The 19,668-nt window shown below is 40.7% G+C and carries 18 protein-coding genes and 1 pseudogene; 8 read left to right on the top strand and 11 right to left on the bottom strand.

Annotation, left to right across the window (positions count from 1 at the left end):
- Nucleotides 1–7 precede the first annotated feature (7 nt).
- The 3 genes from ACU0NF_RS03890 to ACU0NF_RS03880 form a co-directional block, all read right to left on the bottom strand.
- A complete protein-coding gene (locus ACU0NF_RS03890) occupies nt 8–436 on the bottom strand; it encodes a hypothetical protein (RefSeq protein ID WP_131266778.1) in 429 nt (142 codons plus the stop codon).
- Nucleotides 437–589: 153 nt separating this feature from the next.
- Nucleotides 590–1,909: an MFS transporter gene (locus ACU0NF_RS03885; RefSeq protein WP_131383023.1), complete on the bottom strand. Its 1,320-nt coding sequence runs from the start codon at nt 1,907–1,909 to the stop codon at nt 590–592.
- Nucleotides 1,910–2,176: 267 nt separating this feature from the next.
- A complete protein-coding gene (locus ACU0NF_RS03880) occupies nt 2,177–3,484 on the bottom strand; it encodes an MFS transporter (RefSeq protein WP_131383022.1) in 1,308 nt (435 codons plus the stop codon).
- A gap of 312 nt (nt 3,485–3,796) precedes the next feature.
- Between ACU0NF_RS03880 and glpD the strand changes: the two genes are divergently transcribed.
- Complete coding sequence (gene glpD / locus ACU0NF_RS03875) at nt 3,797–5,317, top strand: glycerol-3-phosphate dehydrogenase (protein WP_445660197.1); 1,521 nt, start codon at nt 3,797–3,799, stop codon at nt 5,315–5,317.
- Between the two features lie 120 nt (nt 5,318–5,437).
- Here the strand turns inward: glpD and ACU0NF_RS03870 are convergent.
- A pseudogene (locus tag ACU0NF_RS03870) lies at nt 5,438–5,656 on the bottom strand (hypothetical protein); the annotation flags it as partial.
- Nucleotides 5,657–5,753: 97 nt separating this feature from the next.
- The gene (locus ACU0NF_RS03865) at nt 5,754–7,586 is read right to left on the bottom strand and encodes a phosphoenolpyruvate carboxykinase (GTP) (RefSeq protein ID WP_445660196.1); all 1,833 of its coding nucleotides are present in this window, start codon (nt 7,584–7,586) and stop codon (nt 5,754–5,756) included.
- 417 nt (nt 7,587–8,003) lie between these two features.
- On the opposite strand from ACU0NF_RS03865, the gene ACU0NF_RS03860 reads away from it, so the two are divergent.
- The 4 genes from ACU0NF_RS03860 to groL all read left to right on the top strand — a co-directional run bounded on the left by ACU0NF_RS03860 (nt 8,004) and on the right by groL (nt 11,861).
- Entirely contained in the window at nt 8,004–8,942 is a 939-nt protein-coding gene (locus ACU0NF_RS03860; RefSeq protein ID WP_445660195.1) for a diacylglycerol/lipid kinase family protein, read from the top strand.
- A complete protein-coding gene (locus ACU0NF_RS03855; protein ID WP_445660194.1) occupies nt 8,923–9,696 on the top strand; it encodes a metallophosphoesterase family protein in 774 nt (257 codons plus the stop codon). Before ACU0NF_RS03860 ends, ACU0NF_RS03855 begins: the two co-directional genes overlap by 20 nt.
- 183 nt (nt 9,697–9,879) lie before the next feature.
- The gene (locus ACU0NF_RS03850; RefSeq protein WP_131213838.1) at nt 9,880–10,170 is read left to right on the top strand and encodes a co-chaperone GroES; all 291 of its coding nucleotides are present in this window, start codon (nt 9,880–9,882) and stop codon (nt 10,168–10,170) included.
- A gap of 56 nt (nt 10,171–10,226) precedes the next feature.
- The gene (groL, locus tag ACU0NF_RS03845) at nt 10,227–11,861 is read left to right on the top strand and encodes a chaperonin GroEL (protein ID WP_445660193.1); all 1,635 of its coding nucleotides are present in this window, start codon (nt 10,227–10,229) and stop codon (nt 11,859–11,861) included.
- Between the two features lie 68 nt (nt 11,862–11,929).
- On the opposite strand, the gene ACU0NF_RS03840 is transcribed toward groL, so the two are convergent.
- Entirely contained in the window at nt 11,930–12,685 is a 756-nt protein-coding gene (locus tag ACU0NF_RS03840) for a copper resistance protein NlpE N-terminal domain-containing protein (RefSeq protein ID WP_445660192.1), read from the bottom strand.
- Nucleotides 12,686–12,861: 176 nt separating this feature from the next.
- A complete protein-coding gene (locus ACU0NF_RS03835) occupies nt 12,862–13,356 on the bottom strand; it encodes a copper resistance protein NlpE (RefSeq protein ID WP_445660191.1) in 495 nt (164 codons plus the stop codon).
- A 343-nt stretch (nt 13,357–13,699) separates the two neighbouring features.
- Here ACU0NF_RS03835 and ACU0NF_RS03830 point away from each other — a divergent pair, with 343 nt between their 5' ends.
- Complete coding sequence (locus tag ACU0NF_RS03830) at nt 13,700–14,287, top strand: 1-acyl-sn-glycerol-3-phosphate acyltransferase (RefSeq protein ID WP_445660190.1); 588 nt, start codon at nt 13,700–13,702, stop codon at nt 14,285–14,287.
- 205 nt (nt 14,288–14,492) lie between these two features.
- Here ACU0NF_RS03830 and ACU0NF_RS03825 read toward each other — a convergent pair whose 3' ends face one another.
- A complete protein-coding gene (locus ACU0NF_RS03825; RefSeq protein ID WP_445660189.1) occupies nt 14,493–14,822 on the bottom strand; it encodes a hypothetical protein in 330 nt (109 codons plus the stop codon).
- 187 nt (nt 14,823–15,009) lie between these two features.
- Nucleotides 15,010–15,744, bottom strand: coding sequence for a sulfite exporter TauE/SafE family protein (locus tag ACU0NF_RS03820; protein WP_171538051.1), 735 nt, complete (start codon nt 15,742–15,744; stop codon nt 15,010–15,012).
- A gap of 243 nt (nt 15,745–15,987) precedes the next feature.
- On the opposite strand from ACU0NF_RS03820, the gene ACU0NF_RS03815 reads away from it, so the two are divergent.
- Nucleotides 15,988–16,191 carry a hypothetical protein gene (locus tag ACU0NF_RS03815; protein WP_131383011.1) on the top strand — a complete coding sequence of 68 codons (204 nt, stop codon included), beginning with the start codon at nt 15,988–15,990 and terminating at the stop codon, nt 16,189–16,191.
- Between the two features lie 87 nt (nt 16,192–16,278).
- On the opposite strand, the gene rsmD is transcribed toward ACU0NF_RS03815, so the two are convergent.
- Nucleotides 16,279–16,836 carry a 16S rRNA (guanine(966)-N(2))-methyltransferase RsmD gene (gene rsmD / locus ACU0NF_RS03810; protein ID WP_445660188.1) on the bottom strand — a complete coding sequence of 186 codons (558 nt, stop codon included), beginning with the start codon at nt 16,834–16,836 and terminating at the stop codon, nt 16,279–16,281.
- A gap of 3 nt (nt 16,837–16,839) precedes the next feature.
- Nucleotides 16,840–18,873: a penicillin-binding protein 2 gene (gene mrdA, locus ACU0NF_RS03805; RefSeq protein WP_445660187.1), complete on the bottom strand. Its 2,034-nt coding sequence runs from the start codon at nt 18,871–18,873 to the stop codon at nt 16,840–16,842.
- A gap of 233 nt (nt 18,874–19,106) precedes the next feature.
- Between mrdA and ACU0NF_RS03800 the strand changes: the two genes are divergently transcribed.
- Nucleotides 19,107–19,625: a hypothetical protein gene (locus ACU0NF_RS03800; protein ID WP_445660236.1), complete on the top strand. Its 519-nt coding sequence runs from the start codon at nt 19,107–19,109 to the stop codon at nt 19,623–19,625.
- The last annotated feature ends 43 nt before the right edge of the window (nt 19,626–19,668 follow it).

Raw genomic sequence — 19,668 nt, 5'->3', positions numbered from 1 at the left:
AAAGCGATTAAGAACAGGTATAACGAACCACGCTGAGAGTTGTTGGACGCGCTTCTAAAGCTTCGCGGGTCGCCATATTTTCTCTGTTGTGTAAGTCAGGAGTATTACTTAAGCTCAAACTGGTGCGACTTTGACCCAGTTGACGGCCATATTGTGGCGTCTGTATTGCCGGGTTGGCAATTTCACTAATGCTTAAAATATCTACTTTGTATTGTTTATTTAAGCCCAATACTTTTTGACAAGCGCGTTGTAATTTTGTCTCATCGACTGTCTGGTTTTTACGACCTGACAGAGTATAAGCCAAGGTTGCCGAGTTGGCTGACTGGCTTTCAATCTGATAGCCGACATTACCATTGTATTGACGCGGTGTGCTTTGACACGCAGCAAGTCCAAGCGCCATAAAACCTAAGCCAAGCAATTTATAGGTATTGTTCATCTTCAAAAGTTCCAAGCGTTATTATTGTCTTTAGTATGCCATAAGCCTGCTTTTTTAACGATGTGATCAAGGCGTATATCCCATAAAAAAGCTTTCCAATTGTGACAACTTGGAAAGCTTTTTTAGATGATTATTCAAATAATTACATTGGACTTAGTCGTCGGTAATCATGCTGTGTTTTTTGGTGTCTTTCATAAATACATAGGTAATGAGAGATAAGCCAATCATGAAAGTAATGTAGTAGAAGAAGTAGTTTTCATGCCCCGCGTTTTTAAAGCTAAGCGCTACAAGTTCTGCTGTACCACCAAACAGGGTATTGGCAATGGCATAAGGTAAAGCGACACCCAGTGCACGAATGTGGGCAGGGAACAGTTCCGCTTTTACTACCGCATTAATGGCAGTATAGCCAGTGACAATGACCATGCCGCTCATGCAAAGCATGAATGCAGTGGTTGGATTTGTTGTTGATCCCAAGCCATTAAAAATTGGAATGGTAAACAATACACCCAATACACCAAAGGCGATCATAACCGGTTTACGACCAATTTTATCGGATAGCGCACCCACAGCAGGCTGAAGCAACATGAAGATAAAGATGGCAGCAGTGGTGATTTCGGTTGCAGTGGTTTTCTCAAAGCCAGACGTATTGACTAAATATTTTTGCAAATAGGTCGTAAATGTATTGAAAGCAAGCGTACCGCCGGCAGTCAGCATAATTACCGTAAAGGCTTGTTTTGGATATTTGGTAAATAAAGCCAGTGCGCCTGATTTAGGTCCACCATTTTTTGCTTGTTCCTGAACTTCTTTAGAAGATTGTGTTTCAACCAGACCGCGACGAATCCAGAATACGACAATTGCAAGTAAGGCACCAATTGCGAAAGGAATACGCCATCCCCATTCAGACAGCTGACCTTCAGTAAGTGTGCGTTGTAAAATGATCAGTACACATAGCGCAAGCAACTGACCTGAAATTAAAGTCACATACTGGAAACTTGAGAAAAAGCCACGATGTTTTTTACCCGCCATTTCAGTCAAATAGGTTGCACTAGAACCATATTCACCACCGACACTAAGACCTTGCAATAAACGCGCAAACAATAATAGGGCAGGTGCAAGCATACCCACAGATGCATAGGTTGGTGCACAGGCAATAATGAGCGAGCCGACACACATTAGTGAAACCGAAAGGGTTAAACCTGCTTTACGGCCTTTGCGGTCTGCATAAATACCCATAATCCATGCGCCAATTGGACGCATGAGGAAGCCGAGTGCAAATACCGCTGCTGCTTGGAGCAGTTTGACAGTATCATCGCCTTCAGGGAAAAATTGGGAAGCAAAATACAAGGTGAATGCGGCATAAACATACCAGTCATACCACTCAACTAGGTTCCCAGCGGAGCCGCCAAGGATAGATTTGAAACGAGTTTTTCCGTCAAGTTGCGGAGCTGCAACCTGAGAAGATGAATCTGTCACAACAATTCTCCAAAAGAATGTTGGCAAAACACATCCTTTTAAATTCTTCAAAACGAAAAAAATTTAAAAACATATATTTTGTTGTAGGAGGTAGAAATAAATTTTTACAGGTACGTTATACGCTCATGGTTTGGCTTCTTCATTCGACTTTAGTCTAGAAGTTGTTATGATTTTGACCGTTTAGTACATCTAATTCATTATTTTTATTTAATAGAATAGATAAATAAAAAAGCCTCTCAAAGAAAGGCTTTTAAAAATGAGGGTGGATTAGTGTTCTTTAATTTCTGAGTTATGTTTCGTATCTTTCATAAAGATGTAAACAATCAATGAAATCGAAATTAAGATAGTGACATAAATAAAGAACCACGATTCATGTCCAGCTTCTTTGAAACTCAGTGCAAAAAACTCTGCTGTTCCGCCAAAGAGGGTATTGGCAAGTGCATAGGGAAGTGCGACTCCTAATGCACGAATATGTGCAGGGAATAGTTCGGCTTTCACCACGGCATTAATTGAGGTATAGCCTGTGACAATGACCAATCCGGCTAAACAGATCCAGAATGCGGACCAGTAATCTTGGGTCTGGCCTAATTTATCAAACAGGAAATAGGTAAATAAGACACCGAGTACCCCAAAGGAAATCATCAGCGGTTTACGTCCAATTCTATCTGACAATGCACCCGCAGCTGGCTGCAAACACATGAAAAGAAACAGCGCCAATGTGGTGATTTGCGTAGCTTCAGGTTTGCTGAATCCGGAAGTATTGACTAAATATTTTTGCAGATAAGTGGTGTAGGTATAGAAGGCCACCGTACCGCCAGCGGTTAAAAATAACACCGTAAATGCCTGTTTGGGATAATGCTTAAACAGCGCAAACATACTGGATTGAGGCTGGGTTTTATCTTGTTGTGCATTTTTAAAAGATTGGGTTTCGAGCAGTCCACGACGGATATAGAACACAACAATCGCCAAACATGCACCAATAAAGAAAGGAATACGCCAACCCCAGTCATGCAGTTGTTCTTCAGTCAGGACAAACTGCAAAATCAGTAGCACGCAAAGTGCGGTAAGCTGACCGGCAATTAAAGTGACATACTGAAAACTGGAAAAGAAACCACGTCGGTTTCTTTCTGCCATTTCACTTAAATAGGTGGCACTGGCACCATATTCTCCACCGACACTTAAACCCTGAATGAGTCGGGCAACCACTAAAATAATAGGCGCAAATATTCCGATTTGATCATGGGTGGGGGAGACCGCAATCATCAGGGAACCAATACACATGAGCGTCACAGAAAGAGTGAGACCGGATTTTCGTCCTTTTTTATCTGAGTAGATGCCCATAATCCAAGCGCCAATCGGACGCATTAAAAAGCCGACTGCGAAAATGGCGGCAGCTTGAAGGAGTTGTGCGGTTTGACTGCCTTTGGGGAAGAATGCATGAGCAAAATATAATGTAAATGCCGCATAGACATACCAGTCATACCATTCAACCAGGTTACCTGCTGAGCCACCCAGAATGGATTTGACCCGTGTCTTGGTGTCCAGATTTACTTGAGGAACGTTTTGTTCAATCATGTATCAAAGTCCATTTTGTTATTGCTTTTAGATATTAAACCTATTGTTTTGACGGCATAAGCGTAGCGGTTTCCAGTTTTGTATAAAAAATGTGCGGAATTTAACTGCTTGAAAGTGAAGTAGTTGAAATAATAGTTGGATTGATGATTTATATGCTGAGTTTATTTTTTGATCTGACAACCCCATTATTATTTTATATTCATTCCATTCACCCCTGATTTCCAAGTGTCATTTTACTTTAAATAGTGTTAAGTTTCCTGGAACAACAATAAATTTAAGTCAGCTGTTTTAATATAATTAGAGGAGGTGATCATGCAAATGAGTCATCCGGTCTATGATGTGGTCGTGGTTGGTGGAGGCATCAATGGCGTTGGTATTGCAGTTGATGCAGCAGGGCGAGGGTTGTCTGTATTTTTATGTGAAAAGGATGATTTGGCCAGCCATACATCTTCTGCAAGCAGCAAGCTTATTCATGGTGGTTTACGTTATCTTGAACATAAAGAGTTTCGTTTAGTGCATGAAGCGCTGGTTGAGCGCGAAGTCTTATTGGCCAAAGCCCCGCACATTATTCGTCCCTTGCGTTTTATCATGCCTCATCAGCCATATTTACGTCCTGCATGGCTCATTCGGACGGGTTTATTTGTTTATGATCATCTGGGTAAACGAGAAAAATTAGCCGGTTCAAAGCATATTACTTTTGATGCCGCAACCATTCCTTTAAAAGAAGAAATAACGCAAGGCTTTGAATATTCAGACTGCGCTGTAGATGATGCGCGTCTGGTGGTTTTAAATGCGCTGCAAGCCCATGAGCTGGGTGCGCATATTGTTACTCAAACACGATGTAGCTCTGCATATCGTGAAAATGGATTGTGGCTGGTGCATTTGGAGAATGCGCAAGGTACTTATCAGATTCAGGCTAAAGCATTGGTGAATGCTGCGGGGCCGTGGGTCGCGCAATTTATTCAACAGAACTTGAAACAAAAATCGCCTTATGGGCTTCGACTTGTTCAAGGCAGTCATATTATTGTGCCGAGAATATATGAAGGCGATCAAGCTTTTATTCTGCAAAATGATGATCAGCGGATTGTTTTTGCGATTCCTTATCTGGAGCAATACACCCTGATTGGAACCACTGATCATGAATACCAAGGTGATTTGGATCGGGTCAAGATTACCCCAGCTGAAATTGATTATTTGCTGGATGTTTATAATGATCATTTCAAGCATCAGTTAGGTGTTGAAGATATTTTATGGACTTATTCAGGGGTTCGGTCTTTATGTGACGATGAGTCTGATAATCCATCTGCGATTACCCGCGACTATACTTTGGCAATGTCGCATGAGCAGAAAGATGATGCGCCTTTGCTTTCAGTGTTTGGCGGAAAACTGACCACCTATCGAAAGCTGGCAGAATCTGCAGTTGCACATTTGCAACCTTTCTTTCCGGAAATGAACAAGCCCTGGACTGAAAAAGCATTATTACCTGGCGCAGAAAACCTGGTTTCGGTTGAACGCTTAATTCAGAAAATTATGCAAAGCATCGAAGATGCGCCGTTGCAGTTGGCTTCGCGCTGGGCGCATGCTTATGGTTCACGGGTGTGGAAATTTATAAATGGTATTGCAGCGATGGATGAACTTGGCGAAGACTTTGGACATGGCTTATTTGCCAAAGAAGTCGATTATCTGGTAGATCAAGAATGGGCCAAAACCAGCCAGGATATTTTATGGCGCAGAACCAAGCTAGGCTATCAATTTACCGATGAGCAGATTCAGCTATTGGATCAATATCTTGCGAAGTTACTGGTTAAGAGATCGCAGGATAGTGCAGCTTAAGTTTTTTAAACATGAAATAAAAGACCGTTTTAACGGTCTTTTATTTGAGTTAAATTGCAGTATTGATCTTCAATTAAGTTTTTAGCTGAGAATGCATTTAACTTTATATTTTAGATTGTTTTAAATTTCAACGCCGCCCATTGCTGCACAGTTGACAGGCGTATTCCATTTAACTGCAGTACCCAAAATTACTGGACGTACCATGCGCCAAGGCCAGAAACCAAATCGTTGGCTGGCATTGTAGTTAATTACCACGTTACCGCCGACCTGATGTGCACGTTCTGCAAAGCGTGAATATAACTCTTCTACGCTACCATAAGTCCCTTTGGCAACTTTAATGAGATTTTCCTCTTTTATTGTTATGGAATTATTTGCGGGCTTATATTAGCGTAAAAAAAGGCCACCGAAGTGACCTTTTATAAATTAATTCAAAAAATTAAGCAGATTTTTTAACAGCTTCTAAAAGCTCGTTTTGACGTGCTTTAAGCGCAGTTGGTAAACGTTCACCCAATTTAGTGAACAATTCAGTGTGGCTTTCCAACTCTTTGATCCATTGATCTTTGTCTTGTGCCGTAACAGTTTCGAATTGCTCTTTAGAGAAGTCGATACCTGTCCAGTTCAATTGTTCATACGTAGGAACCAAGCCGATTGGAGTTTCAGTCGCTTCAGCGCGGCCTTCGCAACGATCAATCATCCACTCAAGAACACGCATGTTTTGACCGAAACCAGGCCATACGAAGTTACCTTCAGCATCACGACGGAACCAGTTTACATTAAAGATTTTAGGAAGTTTGTTGCCAGCAGCTACAGCTTTAGCACCCACTTCTTCACCAAGTTCTAACCAGTGAGAGAAGTAATCAGCCATGTTGTAGCCAGCAAATGGAAGCATCGCAAACGGATCACGACGAACAACACCTTGTTGACCCACAGCAGCAGCAGTCGTTTCAGAACCCATGGTTGCAGCTTTGTAAACGCCATCAACCCAGTCAAAAGCTTCAGAAACTAAAGGCACTGTGTCTGCACGACGACCACCGAAGATGAATGCAGAGATTGGAACACCCGCTGGATTTTCCCAGTCAGCATCAATTGAAGGGCATTGACCAGCAGCAACAGTGAAGCGAGCATTTGGATGCGCAGCTTTTTCACCAGCAACGTGTGGCTGACCTTTCCAGTTAGTCAGGTTTGCAGGCGCTTCTTTAGTCAGACCTTCCCACCAAACTTCACCGTTGTCAGTCACAGCAACGTTGGTATAGATCACGTCTTTGCTCAGTGTAGCCATACAGTTCGGATTGGTTTTGGTATTTGTACCCGGTGCTACACCGAAGAAACCAGCTTCTGGGTTGATTGCATATAAGCGACCGTCTTCACCTGGTTTAATCCAGGCAATATCGTCACCTACAGTTTCAATTTTCCAGCCTTCATAGCCTGCTGGCGGAATCAACATGGCAAAGTTGGTTTTACCACAAGCAGATGGGAATGCAGCTGCGATGTAATGTTTTTCACCTTGTGGGTTTGTCACACCAAGGATCAACATGTGTTCAGCTAACCAGCCTTGTTGACGACCCATTGAAGATGCAATACGTAACGCCAGGCATTTTTTACCCAACAATGCGTTACCGCCGTAACCAGAACCGTAAGACCAGATTTCACGAGTTTCAGGATAATGCACGATGTATTTTTCAGGGTTGCAAGGCCATGCAACGTCTTTTTGACCTTCTTCTAGCGGAGCACCTACAGTGTGTACGCAAGGAATATAGTCGCCATCCGTGCCAAGAACGTCATAAACAGCTTTACCCATACGAGCCATTTTAGACATGCTTACTGCTACGTAAGGAGAATCAGTTAATTCGATACCGATGTGTGCAATATGAGAACCTAAAGGACCCATAGAGAAAGGAACAACGTACAAAGTACGACCTTTCATAGAACCATCGAACAAACCGTTTAGACGAGTACGCATTTCAGCTGGAGCTTCCCAGTTGTTTGTCGCACCTGCATCTTCTTGTTTTTCTGAACAGATATATGTACGACCTTCAACACGAGCAACGTCAGAAGGATCAGAATTAGCTAAGTAAGAACCAGGATGCTTTTCTGCATTAAGCGCTTGCATAGTGCCGTTAGCGATCATCAAGTCGATATAACGTTGATATTCTTCTGCGCTACCGTCACACCATTCAATTTTCGCTGGTTTCGTTAATTTTGCAATTTCTTCAACCCATGCAATAAGCTTAGGGTGACGAACGAATTCTGGTGCGTTCACTTGGGTCATGGTGAGGCCTATCTCAAATGTGTACAATTGAAATGTACAAAGTACAATCCAAGCAATGGGATACATCGCCTGGATGAAAATATAAAAAAAAGTGGCTGTATTAAAGCATAAAATCGTGAAAAAAATAAGACTAAAGAAGTATGGGGAATAGGTTGGTAGATTATGCGTATTCTTGTTTAATATTTATTAAAACAATGACTTACGATTTTATTATTTACTTGTTTTTTGTATTTTTAATTATTATGAGTATTATTTATTTTAATTATGTATTTTAAAAACAATAACTTATAATTATTTTTTTTGTGAGAGTTATTATTGATTAAATAAATGGTAGTCATTCGAATTTTACATAAAGAGGCTTTTAATTGCTGATAATTTGGACAAAATTAGAGCAATTGCTTCAAAATAGTATAGAAAATGTCAGAATGTTTAAAACCCTTGTCACTCATTTACAATGAAAAGTCTGGATTTCATGCTGCAAATAAAGATGAAATTTTTGAGCAACTTATGACATGTTTAACGACGTATGGTTTTGAAATTCAGACTTTTGAAATTGGTTCTGAGGAAAATTTTGAGGACTTATTGAAAAAAATTATTTCACGGCATCAACAGGCGAGTGAACTGGGCGTGGTGGTTGCTGCGGGTGGTGATGGTACTTTAAATGCTGTAGCAGCAAAATTGATGGGAACAGAAATTCCAATGGGTATCTTGCCACTTGGAACATTTAATTATGTAGCGCGATTACTGAATATTCCACTCGATTTGTTGAAAGCTGCGGATGTAATTGCGACAGGAAAGATGCGTGAAGTGCATGTGGCACAGATTAATGATCATATTTATTTAAATAATGCCAGTTTGGGGCTATATCCCTTATTTATTCAAAAACGTGAACTCTATAATCAGCGTTTTGGGCGCTTTCCTTTAAATGCCTATACCTCTGGTCTGGATGTGCTGATTCGTGACCGTAAAGAGTTGAAACTTGAAATAGAAGTGGATGGGAAACAGTATCCTGTGAAAACGCCACTGATTTTCTTTGGTAATAACCAGTTGCAACTGGCAGAGATGAACCTGCGTATTGCTGAAGCTGCTGAAAAAGGCAAGGTCGCAGGCATAGTGGTCGCCAAAAGTGATAAACGCACCTTGTTTAAAATTTTATGGCAATTAATAAAGGGAAACTTGGACAAAGCACCAGATGTGTATAGCTTTTCTGGAGATGAAGTCGAAGTGCATTCGAAACGAAAAAAATTAACGGTTGCACTGGATGGTGAAATTGTTGAAATGCAGCCTCCGCTTAAAATTTCAGTCCGTAAAAATGCATTGAAAATACTGGTGCCTCATGATTCTGCATCTGTCTGATTTACATTTTGGGACGGAAAAGCCCGCCTGTATAGCTGCAATCCGTCTCTTTTGCCAAGAGCATCCCATAGAAGCGGTCGTGGTAAGTGGTGATTTAACCCAGCGTGCACGCTATAGGCAGTTTTATGACTGTAAACAGTTTTTGGAAAGTTTAAATCTGCCGTATTTGGTGGTGCCAGGTAATCACGATATTCCGTTGTATCAGCTGTGGAATCGCATTTTTAGTCCATTTACCCGTTATAAATTATTCTTTGGTAACATGGAAACCACCTTAGAAACTGCACATTTTTATATTATTGGGGTAAACAGTATTCGACGTCGTTATCACACCCGGGGTCATATCTCGTTGGAGCAAATCCAGCAGATTGACCAGTCGTTAATGATCGCACCTGAAGATAAAATCAAACTGATCGTGGCACATCAGCCTTTTTATACGCCACCGAATAATCCGCATGGGGTCAAAGACTGTCCGATGCTGGGACGGATGGCGTTGGAGTCCTGGAGTCAAAGTGGCTTGAATGGATTGTTGCATGGACATCTGCATCAATCGGCAGTTTATGATTTAAACCAGATTTATCATTTAGGCGTTGCACATCCTGTACTGGATATTCATGCTGGAACGGCGACTTCATATCGGCTGCATCGTGGCTTACCTAATAGTTTTAATGTCATTTATGCAAATGCAGATGTAGAGCATTATTACTTTGATGGGAAACAAAAAGAATTTGTATTAAAAGAAGAAAATGCTGAATAAATACAGAAATATTTGAGATTGAATAAAAAATATACAAAAAACAGCACTTTTTTTTGCTTACCCCCTTGAAGCGTTTTTTTCCATCCCCACAAAAGTGTCATCGAAATTATTTTGATGATGACCGATGGAATAACAAAGTCATCATTACTTCACTATAAAAGACTTAGTCTGATGGAGTTTCCAATGAGCAACATTCGTCCATTACATGATCGCGTAGTTATTCGTCGTGTTGAAGAAGAAACTAAAACTGCTGGCGGTATTTTACTTCCAGGTTCTGCTGCTGAAAAACCGGCTCAAGGTGAAATCATTGCAGTAGGTAATGGTCAGATTACTGACAATGGTGTACGTGCTTTAGACGTTAAAGTAGGGGACAAAGTATTGTTCGGTACTTACGCAGGTACGACTGTCAAAGTACAAGGCGAAGAACTTCTTATTATGAAAGAGTCTGACATTTTAGCCGTTTTAGAAGACTAATTCAGACCTGTTCCAGTCAATCAAATTTTTGAAAATTAAAATATTTGGAGTAAAGCATGTCAGCTAAAGACGTAAAATTTGGTGATTCAGCCCGCAGCAAAATGATTGCAGGCGTAAACGTACTTGCAGATGCGGTAAAAGTAACTTTAGGCCCTAAAGGCCGTAACGTAGTGATTGACCGTTCTTTTGGTTCACCACACATCACTAAAGATGGTGTGACTGTTGCGAAAGAAATTTCTCTAAAAGACAAATTCGAAAACATGGGCGCACAATTGGTTCGTGAAGTATCTTCAAAAACCAATGACATCGCAGGTGACGGTACAACAACTGCAACTGTATTGGCTCAAGCAATTTTGAACGAAGGGATCAAATCAGTGACTGCGGGTATGAACCCAATGGATTTGAAACGTGGTATCGATCTTGCTGTTCGCGCTGTGGTTGAAAACATTAAAGCAACGGCTAAACCTGCTTCTGATACAAAAGCGATTGAACAAGTCGGTTCGATTTCTGCTAACTCTGACACCACTGTAGGTAAACTTATTGCGCAAGCAATGGAACGCGTGGGTAAAGAAGGCGTGATCACTGTTGAAGAAGGTTCGGGCTTTGAAGATTCGCTTGACGTTGTTGAAGGCATGCAGTTTGACCGTGGTTATATCAGCCCGTACTTTGCAAACAAACAAGACACTTTAACTGCTGAACTTGAAAACCCTTTCATTCTTCTTGTTGATAAAAAAATCGGCAACATCCGTGAATTGATCAGTGTGTTAGAAGCGGTTGCTAAAACAGGTAAACCACTGCTTATCATCGCTGAAGATGTTGAAGGCGAAGCGTTGGCAACGCTTGTAGTGAACAACATGCGCGGTATTATCAAAGTATGTGCGGTTAAAGCACCTGGTTTTGGTGATCGTCGTAAAGCAATGCTTCAAGACATCGCGATCTTGACTGGTGGTACTGTAATTTCTGAAGAAATTGGCATGTCACTTGAGCAAGCAACTCTGGAAAACTTGGGTACAGCGCATAAAGTGACTGTTTCTAAAGAAAACACGGTGCTTGTTGATGGTGCAGGAAATGCAGCTCAAATTTCAGACCGCGTTCAACAAATCCGTGCGCAAATTGAAGAATCAACTTCTGAATACGACAAAGAAAAACTTCAAGAACGCGTTGCTAAATTAGCAGGCGGTGTTGCAGTGATCAAAATCGGTGCTGCAACTGAAGTTGAAATGAAAGAGAAAAAAGACCGTGTTGACGATGCACTTCACGCGACTCGCGCTGCGGTTGAAGAAGGTGTTGTTGCAGGTGGTGGGGTTGCGCTAGTACGTGCAGCTAAAGCACTTGATGGTGTTGTTGGCGCAAACGATGACCAAAATGTCGGTATCAACATTTTACGTCGTGCGATTGAAGCACCGCTTCGTCAAATCGTTGCAAACGCAGGTGATGAGCCTTCAGTTGTCATCAACGCTGTTAAAAATGGTGAAGGTAACTTCGGTTATAACGCTGCAACTGGCGAATATGGCGACATGCTTGAAATGGGTATTCTTGACCCAGCAAAAGTAACGCGTTCTGCACTTGAGCACGCTGCTTCTGTTGCTGCATTGATGCTTACAACTGAATGTATGATTACTGATATCCCAGAAGACAAGCCTGCAATGCCTGATATGGGCGGCATGGGTGGTATGGGCGGTATGATGTAATTCATACTGATCATTCGATCTAAAAAAATCCCCGCTTGATGCGGGGATTTTTTATATCTGTTTTTAATTTATTTAATGTTGATATAAGCCGCCTGATAAGATTCAGGATAAATAAACGATATCAGCTCATGTTGGGTTTTATTCGCTTTAATCGGTGAGATTGGATTATTTTCAAATGTAGAAATATGTTCATTATTCTTGGCATCTACTAAAACAATATCGCTGTCGCGTAATTTAAGCGCTCGATCTGAGTGATTATTAATTTCAAAAAAATATGTCAGTTTGGTGCTTTTAATGCCATTCGATTCTACTTTTTCTGATTTAAATAAATCTGCCTGAATATCTACATATTTGAGTGCATTATTCACTTCAATATTTTTCACTTGGGGAATTTGGTACTGCTCAAAATCTTTGAATTGGCTTTTATTCTGATCAAGTGCTTCTATTGAATGATCATGCAAAGAAAAATAACGATTTTGCTTGGTTTTATCGTCAATTAATTGCAATAAATTTGAATTTTTCTCATCGAAAACGAATGTGCCTGAAGACTCTTTTTGTTTCATCTTTTGTTTAAAAAGACTCGCTTCTTTTAGAGTATAAGTTTTGTCTTGATGAAGTCGCAGTGAAACAAGTTGTTTTTCACAAGCAGCACAGGGAATAAATGCTTTGTAATGGCCCACCCAATTTGGAATTTGAACGGGTATAGGCTTTGAAGGTTGTTCAGCTGGTTTAACTTTTTCATTCAGGGATGAGGTACTCGTATTATCGCAGCCACTTGAAAATAACATGGCAAAAAAACTAAGTGTAATCATCGCTTGTTTCATAATGATCATTTAATTAGGAAGATATTTTTTAACCATAAGCGTAAGTGATTAATCTCGCTAGTATTAAGCCGTCAAATAAATGATTTATTTGTAGCAAATCGTGACGAATAGATAAAAACAAAGGGACTAAAAAAGCCCTGTTTCAGGCTTTTTGTGTAGAGAAGAAAGGCATTCAATTAATTCAGATCTTTCAGTAATTTGTAGTTCAGCTTTGAATCAATCGCTTTGCCTGTATTTATGTCGCGTGCTTCAACAAAATTTTCACCTACAAAGAATTTACGATTTTCACCTGCCTTATCTAAGCGAATGACCGATGGATAATCGGGATCGAAGCTAAAAGTGCCTTTGACTTTAGATTCATTATTTTTTCCTTTACCCAAGTATTCTTGCGTTAATTCATAGGTCTTGTCTGCTTTTAACTCAAGTTCGGTTTCAATGCCTTGGCAATCCGCACATGGGAAAATACCCTTATATTCACCAATCCAATCTAGTGAGGTTTCCGCAGTATCACCGACTGATGTAGTGGGCTGTGTATTGGTGGGCTGCATAGATTGCGTTTGAGCCGCCGTATTTTCAGGTGCCTGATTAGTTTCATGCGTATCGGTGTTTGGTTTGCTGCATGCAGCTAAAGCGAGAGTGATCAGAGGCAGGATTAATATTGTTTTTTTCACGATTTATTTCCTTTTATATGACAACGCAACTTTTAAAGCTACCTATAAAATTACGAAGAAAAGGATCTTTATTAAAGAGTGATATTGTTCCTGCTTTGTTATTGTTTGCCTTGTTTTTAAAATAGATATTGCTGTTTTTACTTAACCTTTGAAATATAAATTCAATCCTGCATTAAAAAAGAATAAATTTTTCACGGTATATCAGGGTAAAGTAAAGATATATTTTATTTAAATTCCAAGTTATACATTTATATATTAATTGAGCATTAATTATACGTATTGAGCTATCTTATTTTAATGACCTTGTTAAAATCTGCGCACTTTATTAGGGTGTGGTGTTTTTGTGTTCGAAAAATTAGCTGAACAAAGTTTAAAAATGATGGGCTGGGAAATTGATAATCATTGGCCACTTGATTTAGATCAGTGCGTGATGATTGCGGCACCACACACCAGTAATTGGGACGCTTTATATGCTCGTTTAGCCCTGAAAGCGTTAGGGGTGAATGTTCGTTTAACCATTAAAGACAGCTATATGAAGTTTCCATTTGGGCCATTTGTACGTGCGTTGGGTGGAATCGGGATTGACCGTACACCAAAAGCAGAAGGCGAGCCGCGCCCAAGTATGGTTGAGCTCATGACCGATTTATTCAAAGAGCATCCAAAGTTAGTGATGCTGGTGACCCCCGAAGCAACACGTGCAAAACAAGAGCAATGGAAAACCGGGTTTTATCATGTGGCAACGAGTGCAGGTGTACCGATTGCCTTGGCCTACATGGATTATGCCAAGAAAAAAACCGGTGTAGGGAAAATTGTATATCCTACAGGGGATTATGAAAAAGATATGGCCGAAATTATGGACTTCTATTCACAAATCAACGCCAAATTCCCAGAAAACTTTAGCGTCGATAAGCGTTATTACACTGAAGCTTAATGTTTACAGGACAGGGAACATCTCCCTGTCCTGCTTTAAAAATGTGAATTGTATTTAAAAACGAGGATTGCATTTAAAAACAGGGATTGTATTTAAAAAGCATAAAAGCATTGTCTCGAGATTTCAGTATTTAGCAGCTATGGGAGTAAGTATTTTCTAGTGGGAATCAGAGCCATATGACATGAACTTAATGAGAGAAATAAGCTCATTTATTTGCTGCCGGATTAATTCCACCTAAATGCTGGCAAGCCTCCTGGTAAATAAAATATTGTTCCTTAATCACATCACTTAATGGAACATCAAATAACTCTTCACCTTCTTTATAACTTTGCACATAAGATTCGGCTTTTTGACGGCTAGAAGCCAGTGCTTGTTCGTGATATGAGGTAATGGAACTATGCGTCATTTGTGCAGTTTCAATTTTATTACACTGAAAGTATGAAAGCATTTTTTCGGCATGTTTGACATCGCGAGATGTGCCTAAGCTACAGCCTGTTAGCAGCATTATCCCTGCTAACAAAATCAAGGTTTTCATTTTTAGAAAAACTAATGGAGGGGATAAGTTATTGTATAAAACTTTCTCTTTCATTAATGGAATATGAAATATCAAGTGAGTGTTTTTTGATTAAATGAGATTTATCCCGCTTTTTGGATTGTCTTTTCAAAAAAAAATAATCCTAATTCTCGGCATATGCGTTTTAAATATTTCATGCTTCATCAGTTTAGATCCAGGTACTGAAAATTAAAAAGCCACCTGAAGCAAATAACAGACTTAACACGGTATGTTTAAATTGTCGTTCTGAAATTTTATAAAATAACTTTGCTCCCAAGATTGCCGGGAAACTGACACTGACCAGCAAGATGGCCATATAAGGCAGCAGTTGTATGTCCAGTGTGCCTTGCAGCAAATAAGCAGCTAAAGTAAATAGCTGAATGCCGAAATTGAAATGCCGTAAAATATAGCGCTGCTCTTGTTTGGATAAATTTTTCAGCATGACCCAAGCCGAAGGCAGTGAACCACAAAATCCGCCTAGACCACCCAGTATTCCCCCCATAAATCCAACCAGACTATCTGCAAATTTGCCTGATTGTTGCAGTCGAGGAAATTGCGGGTTAAAGAACATAATCGGACACCACAGCACTAAAAATAAACCTAAAACCAATTTAAAAGTTTCTGGCTGAATAATATGCAGTAAATAAGTACCTAAAGGCACACCAATCAGTCCCGCAATTAAATAGGGTAAAACCAGCGATTTATTGAGATGAGGATGCTTTTGTTCATTGGACAAGGAGATGATGTGACTCCAGACCGAAGCAAACACCACCAGAGGCGCAGCAATTTGCGGAGACAGAACCCAGACCCAGAAAGACATGGCAATTAAGGCAAAAGCAAAACCTGTGAGTCCCTGTACAAAACCTGCGACCATCGCACCAAGAATAAATAACAGCCAAGTCATAGCGATCAGGTCAAAAGGAAAGGCAGCAGTATTCTAAAGATTGCTGCAAAAGCCAAGCTTATATTTATCTGTATTTGTGCAAATCTAAGTAGAACTTTTAATAAAAGGATTTAAAGGGATGCAGATTGGATATTTTGACTATGAATAAAAAATGAATAAATCCCTACAAGAGTGCAACAATGAATCCGTTTACTCTTCATTAAATCATTTGATAATAAATGCATGCAGTGAGAGGTGATCAATATGATGAAAAAAATGATATTACTTTCTGTATTGGCAGTGTCGTTAACTGGCTGTGTGGTTGATCCTTATGATGACGATTATCGTGGTCATCGAGACCGCGACGGACATTATGACCGACAACATGGTGACCGGGATTGGAAAAATAAAGATCGTCCAAACTGGAATCATGACAGAAACGACCGTGATCGACACGATCATCGTTAACAGGTCGATAAGCTGGCCTTAAATTGACAGACTACATTTGACTAAAAAGGATTCCATTTGGGAATCCTTTTTTATTGCTTCTAATAATTAAGCCCTATTTTTTTGATACAGCCCAGCGCGAACGGTTCCTGCCTTGGTCTGTTTAATCTGTTGCCATGAAGATGGAAGTTTGAGCTGGTTTAAATCACGATCGGCTTCAACATAGATAAAAGCCTTGTCCTTAAGTAAAGGATCGGCAAGTTGTGCCAGTTCTTCCCATAAGTCCAAACTATAAGGTGGATCTAAAAACACCAGATCAAATTGTTCCTTAAGCGTTGGTAAAACCTGTTGAGCCGTGGCGACTTTTAATTTTGCATGTTGACTGGTGACTTTAAGCAACTGCAAATTATCTGTTAAAAGTGCAGCTTGAGTCCGATTCGGTTCAATCATCACCACTTGTGTCGCGCCACGTGACAAAGCCTCAAAACTTAAGGCACCCGAGCCAGCACAAAGGTCTAAAACATTCGAATTTTGAATGTCCCACATTAACCAGTTAAACAAAGTTTCACGGACTCGATCTGGCGTAGGACGTAAACCATCAGCACTGGCAAAAGCAAGCTGGCGACGTTTCCATTCACCACCAATAATGCGGAGTTGATTTTTCATTGATCATTCACTCTCTACGGGTTGTGAGTTGGTTGATGGTGATGTACTTGGTGATGTATTTGGTATTGCTTGGCTTGCAGGCTGTGCTGATTGTGCAGCATGAGCATCGGCTGCCACGGGTGTTGTACCGCTTGGCAATTCACCCGGTTTAATGCCTGCAGTCATTAGGCCGCCACTAATTTGATGACCGGCTGGACGGATTGGATCTTTTTTACGTTTAAGCAGCCAATAATCAAACATGGGACGCGCCAATTGCGCTGCTGAACCACCGTGTTTACCATTTTCCCAAACAATCGCAATGGCAATTTCAGGGTTTTCAGCAGGAGCAAAACCAACAAATAAACCATGGTCAAGTTGACGCTCGGTCAATAGTGATTCGTTATATCTTTTACCTTGGGCAATACTTTTAACCTGTGCTGTCCCGGTTTTACCTGCAATGTGATACATCGGGGTACGGATACCACGGCCGGTACCACTTTCAACCACATCAACCATGGCATCGCGCATTTTAATCCAGTCTTCGGGTTTACCATTAAACTGAATGACTCCATCTGGAGCATTGTGGGTTTCATGCGGTTTTGCACCATGACTTTCACGCAGTACGTGAGGAGTGATGTGGGAACCCTGATTGGCGGTAATGGCAGTGGCCATGGCGAGTTGTAATGGTGTGGCAGTAAACGCACCTTGCCCAATACTGACAGAAATGGTTTCACCTTTCAGCCATTTGCTTTTACGGGTACGCATTTTCCAGTCCGGGCTTGGGTATAAACCGGTACTTTCACTGGGTAAATCTACACCTGTTTTTTCACCAAAACCAAACTGACGCATCCAGGCATTCATTTTTTCAATGCCCATACGATAAGACAGAACATAAAAGTAAGTATCGCAAGACACCACCTGGGCTTTATGCAAGTTTACAGAACCATGACCGGTTTTTTTATGGTCACGGAAACGGTGGCTGTCACCCGGCAAGGTAAAATAGCCAGGGTCAGATATGGCCGTTGCCCAGTCGACATAACCATAATGAATGCCGCCTAAACCGAACATCGGTTTAATGGTTGAACCGGGAGGATAGGCCCCTTGTACGGCGCGGTTGTAAAGCGGTTGATCAAGATTATCGCGCAGGGCACTATAGTCGGTATTGCTAATCCCGGTAACGAACAGATTCGGATTAAAACTTGGACTTGAAACCAGCGCTAAAATTTCCCCAGTTTTAGGACTCAATACGACAATTGCGCCACGACGTCCGGCCAGTTGTTCAGTTGCGATCACCTGTAAGCCATAATCAATCGACAGATATAAGTCATTGCCGCGAACGGGATCTTTACGGCCTAAATTACGCAGCACATTACCGTGTGCATCGGCTTCAACCGATTCATTGCCCGGTACACCGTGTAAAAGATCCTCATAGGATTTTTCAACACCAATTTTTCCAATCAGGTTGGTGCCTGCATATAAATCTTTATCAATCGATTTTAATTCTTTGTCATTAATCCGGCCGACATAACCAATCACATGCGCAAACAGTTCACCATGCGGATAGTAGCGGGTCATTTGGGTTTCTATATTGACCCCGGGGAACTGAAATTTTACTTCACTAAATTTGGCGATATCGGTTTCAGTCAAATTTAATTTGAGTGAAACACGCTCGGTCTTTTTGGAGGTTTTTATTCGGCTGCTAAAACGGTCTATATCTTCTTCAGTTAAGGCTAAAATAGGGGTTAAACGCTTAACCGTATCGTCAATATCCTGAACATCAGCCCGTGAAATGGTCGCTGAAAACACAGGATAGTTGTCTGCAAGTAAAATGCCATTACGGTCATAGATATAACCACGTGCAGGCGCTAAAGGTTGCAGTCGAATCCGGTTCTGATCTGAGGCAGTAGAAAACTCGTCGTAATGCGCAATTTGCAAATACGCATAACGCGAAACGAGCAATAAAAGAAAGAAGGCAACAATCCCGACCGCGATAAACACCCGATTGCGATAAATGCGCTTTTCTTGTTGGACATTTTTTAAAGGAAAGTGCTGCTTCATACGCGATCGACTTACATCCAGGGGAGTGGGAAAAACTGGTGGGGTATTCTAACGCATGTCATGATTTTTTGATATTTGTTCAGGAGAACCCTTGGACTGGTTTAGCTTAAACTTTGACTTTACAGACATTAAAATTGTAAAGTGCAGTATATAAGAGTTCTGATAATTCTGCTAAAGTCAAAATTGAAAAAAGGACTGTATTAAAAATAAAATTAGGGATAACCATGAAAATAATCACAAAAGCATATTCTTTGTTGGCATTTTTTGCGCTCGCAAATGTAGCTCATGCACAAGACAATCCATATTTACCAGAAGCAAAATTGACATTAGACAGTGCTAAAACATGGAATGTAGGTGCCGGTTTTACCCAAAAATTACTCCATGCAAATGCAGAATGGGTGAACCCTTATGGAATAGCCTATGCAAAAGCCGGGGTATTCCTGAATGATGACAAAAATCCAGGGGCACAGGTGGGCTTTCGTTATCCATATCATCTGACAGGTAAGGATAAAAATGGTTATTATATCGGGGTTTATGCAGGACATATTGACAGTAAATATGTCGATAATGAATATGAAGCAAGACTGGGTGCCGGAGTAGATCTCGCCTATGTTCTGTTAAGCAAGGAACGGATTAGTAGTTTTAGTGTCGGTATTGGTGCCGGTGAAGAGCTAGAAGATAGAAATGGCAATGTGGTGGCTGAAACAGAGCCGAGAATACAATTCTCCTATACTCTAAGCATCGGTTTATAGTGAAAATGTTCAGTTTTATACGATTTAGTATTTTGTGATTAAA

Source organism: Acinetobacter sp. F16, from assembly GCF_052712855.1.
The sequence above is the reverse complement of the archived record's forward strand: the minus strand, read 5'-3'. Positions and strand labels throughout refer to the sequence as shown.

Excerpts from the sequence above, each read along its gene's own strand:
- ACU0NF_RS03890 (WP_131266778.1), bottom strand. The coding sequence starts at position 436 with ATGAACAATACCTATAAATTGCTTGGCTTAGGTTTTATGGCGCTTGGA.
- ACU0NF_RS03880 (WP_131383022.1), bottom strand. The coding sequence starts at position 3,484 with ATGATTGAACAAAACGTTCCTCAAGTAAATCTGGACACCAAGACACGG.
- glpD (WP_445660197.1), top strand. The coding sequence starts at position 3,797 with ATGCAAATGAGTCATCCGGTCTATGATGTGGTCGTGGTTGGTGGAGGC.
- ACU0NF_RS03865 (WP_445660196.1), bottom strand. The coding sequence starts at position 7,586 with ATGACCCAAGTGAACGCACCAGAATTCGTTCGTCACCCTAAGCTTATT.
- ACU0NF_RS03860 (WP_445660195.1), top strand. The coding sequence starts at position 8,004 with ATGTCAGAATGTTTAAAACCCTTGTCACTCATTTACAATGAAAAGTCT.
- ACU0NF_RS03855 (WP_445660194.1), top strand. The coding sequence starts at position 8,923 with ATGATTCTGCATCTGTCTGATTTACATTTTGGGACGGAAAAGCCCGCC.
- ACU0NF_RS03850 (WP_131213838.1), top strand. The coding sequence starts at position 9,880 with ATGAGCAACATTCGTCCATTACATGATCGCGTAGTTATTCGTCGTGTT.
- groL (WP_445660193.1), top strand. The coding sequence starts at position 10,227 with ATGTCAGCTAAAGACGTAAAATTTGGTGATTCAGCCCGCAGCAAAATG.
- ACU0NF_RS03840 (WP_445660192.1), bottom strand. The coding sequence starts at position 12,685 with ATGAAACAAGCGATGATTACACTTAGTTTTTTTGCCATGTTATTTTCA.
- ACU0NF_RS03825 (WP_445660189.1), bottom strand. The coding sequence starts at position 14,822 with ATGAAAACCTTGATTTTGTTAGCAGGGATAATGCTGCTAACAGGCTGT.
- ACU0NF_RS03820 (WP_171538051.1), bottom strand. The coding sequence starts at position 15,744 with ATGACTTGGCTGTTATTTATTCTTGGTGCGATGGTCGCAGGTTTTGTA.
- ACU0NF_RS03815 (WP_131383011.1), top strand. The coding sequence starts at position 15,988 with ATGATGAAAAAAATGATATTACTTTCTGTATTGGCAGTGTCGTTAACT.
- rsmD (WP_445660188.1), bottom strand. The coding sequence starts at position 16,836 with ATGAAAAATCAACTCCGCATTATTGGTGGTGAATGGAAACGTCGCCAG.
- mrdA (WP_445660187.1), bottom strand. The coding sequence starts at position 18,873 with ATGAAGCAGCACTTTCCTTTAAAAAATGTCCAACAAGAAAAGCGCATT.